This is a genomic window from Nocardioides nematodiphilus (assembly GCF_020216525.1).
Lineage (GTDB): Bacteria > Actinomycetota > Actinomycetes > Propionibacteriales > Nocardioidaceae > Nocardioides > Nocardioides nematodiphilus.
The window spans coordinates 278386-294174 of sequence record NZ_JAIWOY010000001.1 but is presented as its reverse complement, the minus strand read 5'-3'; the positions used below and the strand labels follow the sequence as shown (position 1 = coordinate 294174).

General features: G+C 70.3%; 14 protein-coding genes and 1 pseudogene. 14 read left to right on the top strand and 1 reads right to left on the bottom strand.

From position 1 onward, the window contains the following. The first annotated feature begins 28 nt into the window (after nt 1–28). The 9 genes from KSO98_RS01480 to KSO98_RS01440 are packed head-to-tail and all read left to right on the top strand — an operon-like array spanning nt 29 to nt 10978. Nucleotides 29–2254: an NADH-quinone oxidoreductase subunit G gene (locus tag KSO98_RS01480; protein ID WP_225283418.1), complete on the top strand. Its 2226-nt coding sequence runs from the start codon at nt 29–31 to the stop codon at nt 2252–2254. Continuing rightward, nucleotides 2251–3537: an NADH-quinone oxidoreductase subunit NuoH gene (gene nuoH, locus KSO98_RS01475; RefSeq protein ID WP_225283010.1), complete on the top strand. Its 1287-nt coding sequence runs from the start codon at nt 2251–2253 to the stop codon at nt 3535–3537. The genes KSO98_RS01480 and nuoH overlap by 4 nt, the downstream gene beginning before the upstream one ends. Next, nucleotides 3537–4058, top strand: coding sequence for an NADH-quinone oxidoreductase subunit NuoI (gene nuoI, locus KSO98_RS01470; RefSeq protein WP_225283009.1), 522 nt, complete (start codon nt 3537–3539; stop codon nt 4056–4058). The genes nuoH and nuoI overlap by 1 nt, the downstream gene beginning before the upstream one ends. Next, nucleotides 4055–4777, top strand: coding sequence for an NADH-quinone oxidoreductase subunit J (locus KSO98_RS01465; protein WP_225283008.1), 723 nt, complete (start codon nt 4055–4057; stop codon nt 4775–4777). The genes nuoI and KSO98_RS01465 overlap by 4 nt, the downstream gene beginning before the upstream one ends. After that, nucleotides 4770–5072 (top strand): NADH-quinone oxidoreductase subunit NuoK, encoded by a 303-nt coding sequence (gene nuoK, locus KSO98_RS01460; RefSeq protein ID WP_225283007.1) that lies wholly within the window; start codon nt 4770–4772, stop codon nt 5070–5072. Before KSO98_RS01465 ends, nuoK begins: the two co-directional genes overlap by 8 nt. Then, nucleotides 5069–6940 carry an NADH-quinone oxidoreductase subunit L gene (gene nuoL / locus KSO98_RS01455; RefSeq protein WP_372457755.1) on the top strand — a complete coding sequence of 624 codons (1872 nt, stop codon included), beginning with the start codon at nt 5069–5071 and terminating at the stop codon, nt 6938–6940. The genes nuoK and nuoL overlap by 4 nt, the downstream gene beginning before the upstream one ends. After that, nucleotides 6937–8400 carry an NADH-quinone oxidoreductase subunit M gene (locus KSO98_RS01450; RefSeq protein ID WP_225283005.1) on the top strand — a complete coding sequence of 488 codons (1464 nt, stop codon included), beginning with the start codon at nt 6937–6939 and terminating at the stop codon, nt 8398–8400. The genes nuoL and KSO98_RS01450 overlap by 4 nt, the downstream gene beginning before the upstream one ends. Beyond that, nucleotides 8397–9983: an NADH-quinone oxidoreductase subunit NuoN gene (nuoN, locus tag KSO98_RS01445; protein ID WP_225283003.1), complete on the top strand. Its 1587-nt coding sequence runs from the start codon at nt 8397–8399 to the stop codon at nt 9981–9983. The genes KSO98_RS01450 and nuoN overlap by 4 nt, the downstream gene beginning before the upstream one ends. After that, the gene (locus tag KSO98_RS01440; protein WP_225283001.1) at nt 9980–10978 is read left to right on the top strand and encodes a polyprenyl synthetase family protein; all 999 of its coding nucleotides are present in this window, start codon (nt 9980–9982) and stop codon (nt 10976–10978) included. The genes nuoN and KSO98_RS01440 overlap by 4 nt, the downstream gene beginning before the upstream one ends. A gap of 40 nt (nt 10979–11018) precedes the next feature. Here the strand turns inward: KSO98_RS01440 and KSO98_RS01435 are convergent, their stop codons facing one another. Then, entirely contained in the window at nt 11019–11459 is a 441-nt protein-coding gene (locus KSO98_RS01435; RefSeq protein ID WP_225282999.1) for a helix-turn-helix transcriptional regulator, read from the bottom strand. Here KSO98_RS01435 and KSO98_RS18760 point away from each other — a divergent pair. The 5 genes and pseudogenes from KSO98_RS18760 to KSO98_RS01410 form a co-directional block, all read left to right on the top strand. Continuing rightward, nucleotides 11408–11950 (top strand): annotated as a pseudogene (locus KSO98_RS18760) (FAD-binding oxidoreductase); the annotation flags it as partial. The gene KSO98_RS01435 and the pseudogene KSO98_RS18760 overlap by 52 nt on opposite strands. Nucleotides 11951–12542: 592 nt before the next feature. Next, the gene (gene rarD / locus KSO98_RS01425) at nt 12543–13424 is read left to right on the top strand and encodes an EamA family transporter RarD (RefSeq protein WP_225282997.1); all 882 of its coding nucleotides are present in this window, start codon (nt 12543–12545) and stop codon (nt 13422–13424) included. Between the two features lie 110 nt (nt 13425–13534). Continuing rightward, nucleotides 13535–14257 carry a hypothetical protein gene (locus KSO98_RS01420; RefSeq protein WP_225282995.1) on the top strand — a complete coding sequence of 241 codons (723 nt, stop codon included), beginning with the start codon at nt 13535–13537 and terminating at the stop codon, nt 14255–14257. After that, on the top strand, nt 14254–15006 hold the full coding sequence (locus KSO98_RS01415; protein ID WP_225282994.1) for a hypothetical protein: 753 nt from the start codon (nt 14254–14256) through the stop codon (nt 15004–15006). Before KSO98_RS01420 ends, KSO98_RS01415 begins: the two co-directional genes overlap by 4 nt. A 233-nt stretch (nt 15007–15239) precedes the next feature. Further along, nucleotides 15240–15743, top strand: coding sequence for a hypothetical protein (locus tag KSO98_RS01410; RefSeq protein WP_225282993.1), 504 nt, complete (start codon nt 15240–15242; stop codon nt 15741–15743). The last annotated feature ends 46 nt before the right edge of the window (nt 15744–15789 follow it).

The following is a 15789-nucleotide window of genomic DNA, read 5'->3' as shown; positions in this document are numbered from 1 at the left end:
CAACGGCGGAGCGAGCGCTGGCCCCGGCATGACCACCACGCCTGACAAGACGGCCGAGAAGACCGTCACGCTGACCATCGACGGCACCGTCGTCACGGTGCCCGAGGGCACCTTGGTGATCCGGGCAGCCGAGCAGATCGGCACCCAGATCCCCCGGTTCTGCGACCACCCGCTGCTCGCCCCGGTCGGCGCGTGCCGCCAGTGCCTGGTCGACATCCCCGACGCCGGCAACGGCCGCGGCTTCCCCAAGCCGCAGGCCTCCTGCACCATCCCGGTCGCCGAGGGCATGATCGTCGAGACGAGCAACACCACCGCCGCGAAGGCACAGACCGGCATCATGGAGTTCCTGCTGGTCAACCACCCGCTCGACTGTCCGGTCTGCGACAAGGGCGGGGAGTGCCCCCTGCAGAACCAGGCGATGAGCCACGGTCAGGGCGAGACCCGCTTCGAGGGCGTGAAGCGCACCTTCGAGAAGCCGATCAGCCTGTCGGCCAACGTGCTGCTCGATCGTGAGCGCTGCATCGTGTGCCAGCGCTGCACCCGCTTCGCCGCCGAGATCCCCGGCGACCCGGGCATCGCGCTGATCGAGCGCGGCGCGCGCCAGCAGATCGGCATCGCCGAGGGCCGCGACTTCTCCTCCTACTTCTCCGGCAACGTCATCCAGATCTGTCCCGTCGGGGCGCTGACCTCGGCCTCCTACCGCTTCCGGTCGCGCCCCTTCGACCTGGTCTCCACACCGGGCATCGCCGAGCACGACGCCTGCGGTGCCGCGATCCGGATCGACCACCGTCGCGGCAAGGTGATGCGTCGTCTCGCGGGCAACGACCCCGAGGTCAACCAGGAGTGGATCACCGACAAGGACCGGTTCGCGTTCCGCTACGCGCAGGCCTTCGACCGGCTGCGCTATCCCCAGGTCCGCGACGAGGACGGATCGCTCCGACCGGCCTCCTGGATCGAGGCGTTCGAGCTCGCCGCGCGTGGCCTCGCCGCCGCCGGCGGTGTCGGCGTCCTGCCCGGTGGCCGCGTGACGCTCGAGGACGCCCAGGCGTACGCCGGCTTCGCCCGCGACACCCTCGGCGGTGCCGATGTCGACTTCCGTGCCCGCCCGCTGTCGGCCGAGGAGACCCGCTTCCTCGCCACCCACGTACGCGGCGCGTCCCCGGTCACCTACGCCGATCTCGACGCCGCCTCCGAGGTCGTGCTCCTCGGTCTCGAGCCCGAGGACGAGGCCGGCACGATCTTCCTGCGCCTCCGGGCGGTCCGGGACGGCAAGCGCATCCGAACGGTCGCGTCACTGCTGTCCGCCGGGTCGCACAAGCTCGGTGCCGAGCTCGTCCGCTGTGCTCCTGGCGGTGAGGCCGACGTCATCGGCGGCCTCGATCCCGGTGCGGGTGCGATCCTGCTGGTGGGGGAGCGGCTCGCGACCTCGCCCGGTGCGCTCGACGCCGTCGCGGCCCTGGCCGCCTCGTCCGGTGCGCGGATCGGCTGGGTCCCGCGGCGCGCGGGTGACCGCGGTGCCGTCGAGGCCGGCGCGTTCCCGCTCGACGCCCACACCCGCGACGCCGACCAGATCGTCGAGGCGACCCTCAGCGGTGACATCACCGCACTCGTCGTCGGCGGCGTCGACCCCGACGACACCGCCGACCCGGCCGCCTTCCTCGCGGCCCTCGACGCCGCCGGCTTCGTCGTCAGCCTCGAGCTGCGGGAGTCCGCGGTCACCCAGCGCGCCGACGTGGTCCTCCCCGTCGCGGCGGTCACCGAGAAGGCCGGCACCTTCGTCACCTGGGAGGGCCGCCACCGCAGCTTCCCGAAGACGTTCGACCTGCCGGCCACGTACTCCGACGCCGAGATCCTCGGGCACATCGCCAAGCGCTTCCGCGGTGTCGATACGGCCGCGCTCCTACCGCGCGACGCCTCCTCGACGAGCGCGTCGGGTCGTGTCCGGACCCCGTCGGTCGCCGGCACGTTCCGCCTCTCGACCTGGAAGCTGATGATCGACAACGGCAGCCTCCAGGCCGGCGACAAGTCGTACCTGGCGACCGCCCGGCCCGCTGTCGCCCTGATGTCGCGCGACAACCTGCTGAAGTACGGCACGACGGTCACGCTGACCGGAGACCGTGGCGCGATCACCGTGCCGGCGCAGGAGGCCGACGTCGCTGAGGACGTCGTCTGGTTCCCGAGCAACAGCATCGGCCGCGGCATCCTCGCCGACCTGGCCTCGCCCGGCTCGATGGTGGAGGTGAGCCACGCATGACTCTGCTCGACACGAGCGGCACCCTGGCGGACTTCGGGCAGGACACGTGGTGGGTCATCCTCATCAAGGTCCTCCTCGTCTTCGTCGTCTGTGTCGTCCTCACCCTGTTCAACATCTGGTGGGAGCGCCGCGTCGTCGCCCGGATGCAGCACCGGATCGGACCCAACGTGCACGGCCCCTTCGGCCTCCTGCAATCGCTGGCCGACGGCGTGAAGCTGGCCCTCAAGGAGGACCTGACGCCGACCAACGCGGACAAGGTCGTCTTCGTCACCGCGCCCGTGCTGGCGGTCATCCCGGCCTTCGTGACCTTCTCGGTCATCCCGTTCGGCCCGGTGGTCGACTTCTTCGGTCAGCGCACACCGCTCCAGCTCACCGACCTACCGGTCGCGGTCCTGTTCGTGATGGCGATCGCCAGCATCGGGATCTACGGCATCGTGCTCGGCGGCTGGGCCTCCGGCTCGACGTACTCGCTCCTGGGCGGTCTGCGCTCCAGCGCGCAGATGATCTCGTACGAGGTCGCGATGGGCCTGGCCCTCGTCGGGGTCTTCGTCTACTCCGGCAGCCTGTCGACCAGCGCGATCGTGGCCGCCCAAGGCGACCTGTGGTTCGGCCTGGTGCTGATGCCGAGCTTCCTCATCTACGCGATCTCGATGGTGGGTGAGACCAACCGCGCGCCGTTCGACCTCCCCGAGGCGGAGGGCGAGCTGGTCGGCGGCTTCCACACCGAGTACAGCTCGCTGAAGTTCGCGCTGTTCTTCCTCGCCGAGTACGTCAACATGGCCACCGTCTCCGCGATCGCGACCACCCTGTTCCTCGGCGGCTGGCACGTGCCGTTCTGGATCGACCACGTCTGGGCCGGCGCCAACGAGGGCTACTGGCCGGTGCTGTGGTTCTTCGGCAAGCTCTTCGCCTTCATCTGGATCTTCATCTGGCTGCGCGGCTCGCTGCCGCGCCTGCGGTACGACCAGTTCATGGCCCTCGGCTGGAAGCGGCTGATCCCCCTCTCGCTGGTCTGGATCTGCATCGTCGCCACCGTGCGGGTCGTCGCGCTGGAGAACGGCTTCGACCCGCGCTGGCTCGCGGTGCCGTCCGTGCTCTTCACCATCGGGATGGTCGGCTACCTGCTCAGCGGGCCGAAGGCACCGGTCCTGCCGGTGTTCGAGGCGCAGGGCGCCTTCCCGACCCCGGCGATGCCGGCCGGCGGCGCCGTCCGCGGCGCCGCCGCCCCGCTCACCTTCCCCGCGTCCATCCCGGCAACGCGCTCGATCGAGGAGGCCTCCTGATGGGCACGATCAAGGAGAACCTGTGGGACCCGGTCGCCGGGTTCGCGGTCACCTTCACCACGCAGTTCAAGAAGCCGGTGACGGAGCAGTATCCCTTCGAGAAGGCCCCCACTGCTCCCCGCTTCCACGGCCGGCACCAGCTCAACCGTCACCCCGACGGCCTGGAGAAGTGCATCGGCTGCGAGCTGTGCGCCTGGGCCTGCCCTGCGGACGCGATCTACGTCGAGGGCGCCGAGAACACCGACGAGGAGCGCTACTCGCCCGGTGAGCGGTACGGCCGCGTCTACCAGATCAACTACCTGCGCTGCATCCTGTGCGGCCTGTGCATCGAGGCCTGCCCGACCCGGGCGCTGACGATGACCAACGAGTACGAGCTGGCCGACACCTCCCGCGAGAGCCTCATCTACGAGAAGTCCGACCTGCTCGCCCCGCTGAGCGAGGGCATGGAGCACCCGCCGCACCCCATGCGGCTGGGCGACGACGAGCAGTCCTACTACGCGCCGGAAGGCATCATCCGATGACGGCCACCTTCGTGGTCACCGCGCCGCTGATGATCCTGGCCGCGCTCGGCATCCTGGTGGTCCGCAAGGCCGTCCACGCCGCGCTGCTGCTGGCCGTGGTGATGATCAACCTGGCCTTCGTCTACGCCAGCCTGGACGCGCCGTTCCTGTTCGCGGTGCAGATCATCGTCTACACCGGCGCCGTGCTGATGCTCTTCCTGTTCGTGCTGATGCTCGTCGGCGTCGACGTCAGTGACGAGGTCACCGAGAGCATCAGGGGTCACAAGGTCGCCTCGCTGCTGATGGGGCTGATCCTGGCGGTGATCGTGCTCGCCATGATCGGCCAGCTCTCGCTCGGCACCATGAAGGGCCTGGCCACCGCCAACGCCGGCGGCAACCTCGAGGCGCTCGCCAACCTGCTCTTCAGCCGCTACGTCGTCGCCTTCGAGGCGACCAGCGCGCTGCTGATCACCGCGGCGGTCGGCGCGATGGTGCTGGCCCACCGCGAGCGGACCGAGCCCAGGTCCACCCAGGCCGAGCTCGCCCGCGAGCGGGTCCGGGCGTACGGGGAGAGCGGTCTGCACCTCGGCCCGCTGCCCGCCCCCGGCACGCTGGCGCGCCACAACGCGGTCGACACCCCGGCGCTGCTGCCCGACGGCAGCCACGCCAAGCAGAGCATCCCCGCCGGCCTGCACGGCCACCCGAAGAACGGCACTGCGATCGAGGCCAACCATGACTGACGTGACGCCGTACCTCATCGTGAGTGCGGTCCTGTTCTCGATCGGCGCCACGGGCGTGCTGATCCGACGCAACGCGATCGTGGTCTTCATGTGCATCGAGCTGATGCTCAATGCGGCCAACCTGTCGCTCGTCTCCTTCAGCAACCTGCACGGCAACCTCGAGGGCCAGGTGACCGCCTTCTTCGTGATGGTCGTCGCGGCCGCCGAGGTCGTCATCGGGCTGGCCATCATCATGACCATCTTCCGGAGCCGCCGGTCGGCCTCCATCGACGACGCGAGTCTCCTCAAGTGGTGAGCAACGTCCTGCCCTTCGTCATCGCGCTGCCGCTCCTCGGGGCCGCGGTCCTGCTCATCGGCGGTCGCCGTACGGACTCCTGGGGCCCGTACCTCGCGACGCTCCTGCCGATCGCGTCCTTCGTCTGCGCGCTGGTCCTCTTCGTGCACACCCTGGGCCAGCCCGACGACGCCCGCTCGCAGTCGGTGCACCTGTGGACGTGGTTCGAGGCCGGCAAGCTCAACGTCGGCGCCGACCTGCTCTACGACCAGCTCAGCAGCCTGTTCCTGCTGCTCATCACGGGCGTCGGGTCGCTGATCCACGTCTACTCGCTGGGCTACATGGCGCACGACGAGCGCAAGAGGCGCTTCTTCGGCTACCTCAACCTCTTCGTCGCCGCGATGCTCACGCTCGTGCTGGCCGCCAACTACCTCGTCCTCTTCCTGGGCTGGGAGGGCGTCGGCCTGGCCTCGTACCTCCTGATCGGCTTCTGGCAGCACAAGCCGTCGGCCGCCGCGGCCGCCAAGAAGGCGTTCGTGATGAACCGGGTCGGCGACATGGGCCTCTCGCTGGCGATCGCGCTGTGCTTCACCACCTTCGGCTCGACGAGCTTCGACGTGGTCAACGCCGGCGCCCAGCACGCCGGTGAGACCACGATGACGTGGCTCGGCCTGCTGCTCCTGCTGGGTGCCTGCGGCAAGTCCGCGCAGGTCCCCCTGCAGGCGTGGCTGCTCGACGCGATGGAGGGCCCGACCCCGGTGTCGGCCCTGATCCACGCGGCGACCATGGTCACCGCCGGCGTCTACCTGATGGTCCGCTCGCACGCGATCCTCGACGCGGCGCCCGTCGCCCGTACGGCCGTGGTCGTGGTCGCCACCGTGACGCTGCTGTGGGGCGCGATCATCGGTACCGCGAAGGACGACATCAAGAAGGTGCTGGCCGGCTCCACGATGAGTCAGATCGGCTACATGATGCTCGCCGCCGGCCTCGGCCCGGCCGGCTACGCGTTCGCGATCTTCCACCTGCTCACGCACGGGTTCTTCAAGGCCAACATGTTCCTGGGCGCCGGCTCGGTGATGCACGCGATGGACGACGACGTCGACATGCGGCACTACGGTGCGCTGCGCCGCGCCATGCCGGTCACGTTCCTGACCTTCGCGATGGGCTACCTCGCGATCATCGGCTTCCCGGGCTTCTCCGGCTTCTGGTCGAAGGACAAGATCATCGACGCCGCCTGGCACGAGCACTGGTGGATCGGCGCGCTGGCGCTGTTCGGCGCCGGCATCACCGCGTTCTACATGACCCGGCTGATGCTGATGACGTTCTTCACCGAGAAGCGCTGGCGCGATGGCGTGCATCCGCACGAGTCGCCGTCGATCATGACCGGCCCGCTGGTCGTGCTCGCCGCGCTGTCGGTGCTCGGTGGCGTGATGCTGCTCGGCAGCTGGATCCAGGACTACCTGGCGCCGATCGTCGGCGAGCCACCGGAGGAGTCGTCGGGCGCTCCGGCCTGGCTGATCTCGCTGCTCGCCGTGCTCGTCGTCGCCTGCGGGGTGGCACTGGCCTGGTTCCTGGTCGGCAGGCGGCCCGTACCGGACACCGCGCCCACCGACGTGCGCTGGCCGGTGGCGGTCGCACGCCAGGACCTCTACGGCGACGAGATCAACGACACCTTCGTGATCCTGCCCGGCCGCAAGCTCACCGGGGCGCTGCTCGAGATCGACAAGTACGGCGTGGACGGGCTGATGACCGGCGGCCCGGTCGCGGTCGGTGCGTTCGCCGGCATCTTCCGGAAGGCCCAGAACGGCTTCGTCCGCTCGTACGCCCTCTCCGTCCTCGGCGGCGCTGTCGTCGTCGTCCTCGCCCTGATGGTGGTGAACTGGCAGTGATCGCGACCTTGTGTCTGGTCCCGCTGATCGGAGCGCTGTGCTCCGCACTCGTCGGCCGTCGCAGCGACATGGCGGCCCGCCAGGTGGCGATCGCCTTCGCGCTCGCCACCCTGGCCGTGGCGATCGTCGCGACGTTCCGCTTCGATCGGAGCGGCTCGGGCTTCCAGGAGACGTACAGCGTCGACTGGATCTCGCGCATCGGCGTGCACCTCGCGCTCGGCCTCGACGGGATGGCGCTGCTGCTGATCCTGCTCACCGCGGCGCTGGTGCCGATCGTGATGCTGACCGCGCTGCGCTCCCACACCTACGGCTGGTTCGCCTGGGCGCTCGCGCTGACGAGCTTCGCGCTGGTGGTCTTCAGCGCCACCGACCTGTTCCTGTTCTACGTCTTCTTCGAGGCCACGCTCATCCCGGCGTACTTCATGATCGGCGGCCACGGCGGCCCCCAGCGCTCCTTCGCAGCGCTGAAGTTCCTGATGTACCAGCTCGGCGGCGGACTCGTGCTGCTCGGTGGCGTCATCGGCTTCTACGCCGTGCAGCCGGACAGCCCCTCGTACCTGCTCACCGACCTGCAGCACGCCGACATCGGCACGGTGGCGGGTCGCTGGATCTTCGTCGCCTTCTTCATCGGCTTCGCGGTCAAGGCACCCCTGTTCCCGTTCCACACCTGGCTGGCCGACACCTCCGAGAGCGCGACCCCGCAGACCTCGGTCCTGCTGGTCTGCGTGCTCGACAAGATCGGCACCTTCGGGATGCTGCGCTTCTGCCTGGGCCTGCTGCCCGAGGCGAGTGCCTGGGCCACCCCGGTCGTGGTCGCGCTGTGCCTGATCTCGATCGTGTACGGCGCCTTCCTCGCCATCGGCCAGGACGACCTCCTGCGCCTCATCGGCCTCACCTCGCTGAGCCACTTCGGCTTCATCGCGCTCGGCATCTTCGTGCTCACCCCGACCGGGGGCGGCTCGGCCGAGGGCGCGTCCGGCGCGATCATCTACATGGTCAACCACGGCGTGGCCACCGCGGCGATGTTCCTCGTCGCCGCCTACCTCATCGAGCGCAAGGGCAGCGCCTCCATCCGGGCGATCCGCGGGGTCGAGAGGTCGGCGCCCGTCCTGGCCGGCCTCCTGCTGGTGGCCGGCCTCGCGACCGCCGGCCTGCCCGGCCTGTCGCAGTTCGTCTCGGAGATCCTGGTGATCATCGGAGCCTTCGCCTACCACTGGTGGGTCGGCGCCATCGCGGTCACCGCGGTCGTGCTCGCGGCCATCTACGTGCTGTGGATGTATCAGCGGACCATGACCGGCCCGCCCGACCCCGTGTCGGTAGGCGGAGCCGCCACCGCTGACCTCACCCGTACGGAGGTAGCGATCGTCGCTCCCCTGATGATCGCCCTGGTCCTCTTCGGCTTCTACCCGGCGCCGCTGCTCGACCTGGCCAACCCGGTGATCGCGGCGGTGACCCGATGAACGGCTTCGTGAGCCCTCACCTCGAGTACAGCCTGCTCTGGCCGATCTTCGTCGTCTTCGGCGTCGCCTGCGTCGGCATCCTGGTCGAGGCGTTCGCCCCGCGCGAGCGCCGCTACGCCACCCAGGTGGCGCTGACCCTGATCGGTCTGGTGATCGCCCTCGTCCGGGTGATCATCATCGGCGTCGACGTCACGCCACGCACCGTCGCGGAGGGGGCACTCGTCGTCGACGGCCCCGGGGTCTTCCTGTGGGGCGTCATCCTCGTGGTCGCGATCGCAGGCGTGCTGCTCTTCGCCGAGCGCCAGCTCGACACCGGTGTCTCCGCCTTCGCCGGTCAGGCCGCAGCGCTGCCCGGCACGGCCGCGGAGCGTACCGCCGCACAGCAGGGCCTCGACCACACCGAGGTGTACCCGCTACTGCTCTTCGCGGTCGGCGGCATGATGCTCTTCCCGGTCGCCGGTGACCTGCTGATGCTCTTCGTCGCCCTCGAGGTGCTGAGCCTTCCGCTGTACCTGCTGGTCGGGCTCGCCCGCCGGCGGCGCCTGCTGTCGCAGGAGGCCGCGCTCAAGTACTTCCTGCTCGGCGCCTTCTCCTCCGGCTTCTTCATCTACGGCATCTCGCTGGTCTACGGCTACGCCGGCACCATGGACCTCGCCGGGATCGGCGACGTCGTCCAACACGGCGGCGCGAACCACGGCCTGCTGATCGCGGGGATGGGCCTGATGGCCGTCGGCCTGCTGTTCAAGGTCGGCGCGGTGCCGTTCCACAGCTGGACGCCCGACGTCTACCAGGGCGCCCCGACCGCGGTCACCGCCTGGATGAGCGCCGCGACCAAGGTCGCCGCCTTCGGGGCGCTGCTGCGGCTCTTCGTGGTCGCGTTCGGTCACGACCGACTCACCTGGCAGCCGGTCATGGGCGCGGTCGCGATCGCCACGATGCTCTTCGGCGCCGCGATCGCGGTCGTGCAGACCGACGTCAAGCGGATGCTGGCCTACAGCGCCATCGCGCATACCGGCTTCCTGCTCACCGGCATGATCGGCTTCACGGCCGGTGACGGCGACGGCACCGATGCGACCCACGCGATCCTCTTCTACCTGCTGGCCTACTCGGTCGCCACGATCGGCGCCTTCGCGCTGGTGAGCGTCGTACGCGACAGCAACGGCGAGGCGACCGACTTCGGCAAGTGGACCGGACTGGGCAAGCGATCGCCGCTGGTGGCGGGGCTCTTCACCCTCTTCTTGTTCTCGATGGCGGGCCTGCCGCTCACCGGCGGCTTCATCGGGAAGTGGGAGGTCTTCACCGTCGCCCTGCGGGCCGGCTACTGGCCGGTGGTCGTGGTGGCGATCGCGGCCAGCATCGTGTCGGTCTTCTTCTACGTCCGGTTCGTGCTGCTCCTGTTCTTCACCCAGGCGCAGAAGGAGGTCGTGACGGGCGGCGAGGGCACCACCACGGCGGTCGTCGCCGTACCGGCCTGGGGCAGCATCGTGGTCATCGGGGCCTGCGCCCTGGCCACCGTCCTGCTCGGCGTGGTTCCGGACCCTGTTCTCCAACTGATCGAGAATGCGGGATCATTCATCAGGTGAGCACTGCTGACCTTGCCCTGCCCGTCTCGGATGAGGCCCTGGCCGGACGCCTGCGCGCCCGGCTGGCGCTCGTCGAGAAGGAGCTCGCGGGCCACGTGCGGAGCCGGTCGCCGTTCATCACCGAGGCGGCCACGCACCTGCTCGCGGCCGGCGGCAAGCGGTTCCGGCCGCTGCTGGTGCTGCTCGCCGCGGAGTGTGGCGACCGCGCCGAGTCCGACGACGTGATCAGCGCGGCCTGCGTCGTGGAGCTCACCCACCTCGCCTCGCTCTACCACGACGACGTGATGGACGAGGCGCTCGTACGACGCGCCGCCGACTCCGCCAACGCCCGCTTCGACAACAACATCGCCATCCTCACCGGCGACCTGCTCTTCGCCCGCTCCTCGGAGCTCACCGCCGAGCTGGGCGCCGACGCGGTCGGGATCCAGGCGCGCGCCTTCGCCCGCCTCGTCGAGGGTCAGATCCTCGAGGGCGTCGCGCCGAGCGCCGGGGACGACCCCGTCGCGCACCACCTCGACGTGATCGCCGGCAAGACCGGCGCCTTGATCGCCCTCTCGGCCCAGTACGGCGCGCGCTTCGGCGGCGCCTCGCCGGAGATCGAGGCGGCACTGACCGAGTACGGCGAGATCGTCGGGGTCGCCTTCCAGATCTCCGACGACATCCTCGACATCGCCTCCGAGTCCGACGAGTCGGGCAAGACGCCCGGCACCGACCTGCGCGAGGGCATCCCCACCCTCCCGGTCCTCTTCGCCCGCCGCTCCGCCGACCCGGCCGACGCCCGCCTGCTCGAGCTGCTCGACTCCGACCTGTCGGACGACGCCGCCCTCGCCGAGTGCCTCGACCTGATCCGCAGGCACCCCGCGATGGACGAGGCCCGCGCCTACGTCGTCGCCGAGTCCGAGAAGGCCAAGGCCCTTCTCGCGGCGCTGCCCCAGGGTCCGGTCCGCGAGGCGCTGGAGAGGTTCGCCGACGTGGTGGCGGTCCGCTCCACCTGACACCCCCGGAGGAACCCGCCGAGCTCGCCCGTCGGGCGACTCAGAAGAAGGCGTGTACCGCCGGACGGTCGGCGTCGTGCAGCGCCGGGCCGTAGTGCTCGGAGAAGACGTTCGCGACGAGCTCGCCTCGGGAGGCGACCCCCACCTTGCAGAAGATCGCCTTGAGGTGGTCGCGCACCGTGTAGGGCGACAGGAACAGCTGCTCGGCCAGCTCGCCGTTGGACAGCCCGCGGGCGACGCCCTCGGTGATCTGACGCTCACGGGCGGTGAGGCCGTACGCCTCGACCACGATCGGCGCGATCCGCGACGACTTCGCCGGCCCCACGGTCAGCGCGATCATCGACGGCTCGCCCTCGGGTGATGTGAGGCAGGAGGTGTGCAGCACCAGCCAGCGGCCGGCGGCGGTCCGCAGGCGGGCCGACGCCGCTCCTGCGGAGCAGCCCGATCCGCGCGGCAGCGCCAGGGCGACGGTCGCGCACACGATCGAGGTGTTGGGGCCGGGATGACGCAGACCATGGAGTCCCTGGAGCAGGGGCTGGAGGCACTCGCCCTCGATCTCGACGGCGCCTCGTCCGTCCGACCGACACCGACTGGGACCAGGCCCGCGCGGCCTGGAACCTCACCGTCGACCAGGCTCCGACCGCGGTCGCGCTGCCCGAGTCCGCGCGGGACATCCAGACGATCGTCCGCGCCGCCGGTCGGCTCGGACTGCGCGTCGCGCCGCAGGCGACCGGCCACAACGCGATGCCGCTCGGACCGCTCGCCCGCACCATCCTGCTGTCGCTGGCGCGGATGCGCGGCGTCACGATCGACGCCGAGCACGGCCGTGCGCGGGTCGAGGCCGGGGCGCAGTGGGGCGACGTGACTCCGCGCGCCGCCGCCCACGGCTGGACGGCGCTCGCCGGCTCATCGCACGACGTCGGCGTCGCCGGCTACACCCTCGGCGGCGGCATCAGCTGGCTGGCGCGGTCCCACGGGCTCGCGGCCAACAGCGTGCTCTCGCTCAAGGTCGTCACCGCAGACGGCGAGCACCGGCTCATCGACGCCGACCACGACCCGGAGCTGTTCTGGGCGCTGCGCGGTGGGGGTGGCAGCTTCGCAGTGGTCACCGCGATCGAGCTGGAGCTCTACCCGATCAGCACCGTGTATGCCGGCGTCCTGTTCTTCCCGATCGAGCGGGCCGGAACCGTGCTGCACACCTGGGCGCAGGTCTCCCGCGACCTGCCCGATGAGGTCATGTGCGTGGGCCGGCTGCTGCGCTTCCCGCCACTGCCCGACCTGCCGGAGGTCATCCGGGGCCCGTCGTTCGCGGTCGTTGAGGCGGTCTCGACCCTCTCCGAGGTGCGCGCGGTCCAGCTCGCGATGGCGCCGTGGTCCTCGGATCGCCAGTACCTCAACTTCGCCGAGCACTCGCGCTGCGGCGAGGAGCTCTTCGGAGCCGAGACCCGTCTTGACAGGCCCGACCTCCGGGGCTCTGTGGCGCCGGGTGCGCCCCCACCGCGGTCTGGACCGGACCGAGCTCGCCGGAATCGGCATCGAGCTGCAGGCCGTTTAACCTTCGGGGGTGGAGCGGTCGCGTGGAGTCCTGTTCGGCATCGGCGCGTACCTGATCTGGGGTGCCTTCCCGCTCTACTGGCCCCTGCTCGAGCCCGCAGGAGCGTTCGAGATCCTGGCCCATCGGCTGATCTGGTCGCTCGTCGTGATGACGGTCCTGGTGATCGTCCTGCGGCGCGCCACCCAGTTCGTCGCGCTGACCCGTAGCCCGCGCCAGCTCGGCCTGCTCACCCTCGCCGCGGTCACGATCACCTGCAACTGGGCCGGCTACATCTGGGGCGTCACCCACGGCCGCGTCGTCGAGGCGTCGCTCGGCTACTTCATCAATCCGCTGGTCACGATGCTGCTCGGCGTCCTGGTGCTGCGCGAGCGGATGCGCCCACTGCAGTGGGCCGCGGTCGGCGTCGCCGGCGTCGCGGTGGCCGTGCTGACGATCGACTACGGCCGCGTGCCGTGGATCGCGGTGCTGCTCGCGTTCTCGTTCGGCACGTACGGGCTGGCCAAGCGGCTCGCCGGTGCGGGCGCGTTCGAGTCGCTGGCACTGGAGACCGCGATCATGGCGCCGCTCGCGCTGGTCTTCGTGCTCGGGCTGGCCTTGCGCGGGCAGTCGCACTTCGGCACCGAGGGGCCGGGGCACGCCGCGCTGATGATGTCGTCGGGCGTCGTCACCGCCGTACCGCTGATCCTCTTCGGTGCCGCCGCGGTGCGCGTCCCGATGGTGACGTTGGGGCTGCTGCAGTACCTCGCGCCGATCCTGCAGTTCGCCCTCGGCGTCTTCCACTTCCACGAGGCGATGTCGACGGGGCGCTGGATCGGGTTCGGCATCGTCTGGCTTGCGCTCGCCGCGTTCACCGCCGACTCGATCAGGGCCCGCCGGGTCAGCTCCGCCTGATCCCTTCGGACCGTTTTCTTGCAAAACCAACACGAGTAAAGCAACTTCGTGGTCTGATTCGCTTCGGGTCGCGGAGGGCGGCCATCCTTGCGCATTCTCGGGAGGGAATCATGCGGCGTACTGCCGTGCTCGCGGCTGCCGCCGCGGCGAGTGTCATCTCCGTCGGTCTCATCTCACCGGCCGCCCAGGCCGCTGCGCCCACCCCGACGGTGGTCGGCACGGTGAGCTGCGCGGACGAGGGCACGATCCGGCTCGCGACCAGCATCGACGCGGACCGTACGGCCAAGGCGGTCGCCAGGGTCTCCGGCGTCACGACGAAGCGATGGCTGGGCGAGGTCGTTGCCGGCGTCGACGACACCCTGGACATGTCGGTCGGCGACGCGGCGGAGTCGACCAAGCAGTTCACGGCTCACCACGGCGCCTTCACCGCAGCCGCGACCCGCGCCGATGCGTCGTCGGCGAACGCGGTCGCTCTGTTCATGTCCTCGAACCTGCGCTCCACCTGCAGCGCGCTGGTCGTCCAAGCTGGGACGCAGTACCTCGTCGGTGACGCCACGATGACCGGCGGCCTTGCGGTCGCAGCCGGTACGCGCGCTGCGGTCGACGCGAGCATCACGGCCGAGCGCCACCACCGCTACCGCGCGACCTTCACCGTCGCCGGCGCAGGCCGAACCCAGCACCTTGCCCGCGAGAAGACCGCGAAGCGCAAGGGCGTCCTCGACATCGTCGAGCGCCACGTGAAGCGCCTCGCCCGCTTCTCGAAGGTCTCCCTCACGGTCACTGATCTGACCGACCGCAAGACCCAGCCCCTCACCTACTCGATCGGCCGATGACCATGCGTACGACCTCTCTCCTCGCGGCCGCGGCCGCAGGTGCCCTCTCCCTCGGCCTGATGGCTACCCCGGCGCACGCCGCCAACGCCGCGGCGAGCGGTCGCCTGGTCGGCACCGCCACGTGCGACGAGGGCCAGGCGCGCCTGGTCAGCAGCGTCGACCGGACCGGCACCCAGCGGGGCCACGTCACCGTCACGGGCGTGACCAGCGTCCGGTGGAGCGGCGGTCTCCAGCTCAACCCGTACGCCGCGCTGGCGGCCGCGACCGCCGACGGCGACCTCTCCGACAGCGAGCTGTCCGCCCTGCTCGGCGGCCCGCGGAAGCATTTCGTGGCCAAGCACGGCCGGTTCGCGGCCTCGGCCAAGCTGCGCGACTCGCGCTCGCTCGACGCCACGGGGTCGTTCACCAGCGCGTCGCTCACCCTGTGCTCGGTCGGTGTGATCAGCCACGCCGGTCAGTACGCGGTCACCGGCGCGATGGGCGACGGGCTCGTCGTGCGTACGGGGCACAGGGCCGCGATGCAGGCGATCCTCTCCGCGGTGAGCCACCACCGCTACCGGCTCGCGTTCACCGTCCGAACCGCGGCGGGCGTCCAGCACCGCACCGTGGTCCGCACCGCCGGCTCGCTCGACATGCTGCGCTACGTGGTCAGCGACATCAAGGGTCTTTCCGGCTTCACCGAGGCGTCGGTCGCGATGACCGACCTGACCGTGCGGACGCCGGTCGAGCGGTACTCGATCGCACGCTGATGGTGCGCACGACGCGACTCCTCGCGGCTGCTGCAACTGGTGCCCTCGCCTTCGGTCTGCGCGCGCCGGCCACCGCTGCGGCGCCGGCGTTCGGGAATCACGTAGTCGGTTCCGCTTCGTGTCTCGGGCCGGGAAACATCCGGTTCGCGGTCCGGCAAGCCGACTCCGGAGGCGTTCGAGCTGTTGCGCAGCTGAGCGGTGTCGGACCCCGGGTCTGGCTCGGGTCGGTCGACATGGGCCCGACCGCGGCGAGCATCATCGAGCTCATCGGCGCGGACGGGCAGTACGACTCGGTCGACGTGCTCCAGATGAAGAGGTACGTCGCACACGGGGGCCGGATCACCGCGAGCGCGCACGGCCCGAAGGGCGACTACCTCGGTCCCGAGGCAGACTTCAGCGCAGACTCGGGAGACGACTGCTCCCTCGCACTCATCCCGCAACCCGACGGCTACATCGTCTCGAGTGCCGAGGCGAACCTCAACGTCAACGATGACCGTTCGGTCGTGCGTGTCGACCTGCCGAGCGCGCGGGAGGGCGATCGCTACCGTGGCACGTTCACCGTCGTCCGCCGTGACGGCTCGGTCGCGCGCCGCGTGGTCGAACGCGTCGCCTCCGGTCGGTTCCGATTGACGGTGAGCGCAGTGCGTCACCTGGTGTCGTCCCGGCGGGTCTCGGCGCGCGTTGTCGACCTCACCGACCGCAGCGTCGAGCCGATCACGGTCTCGATCGCCCGCTGACGACAGACCGCCGAGCTGCACCACGTGCAAACTCGGCGGTCCTCCG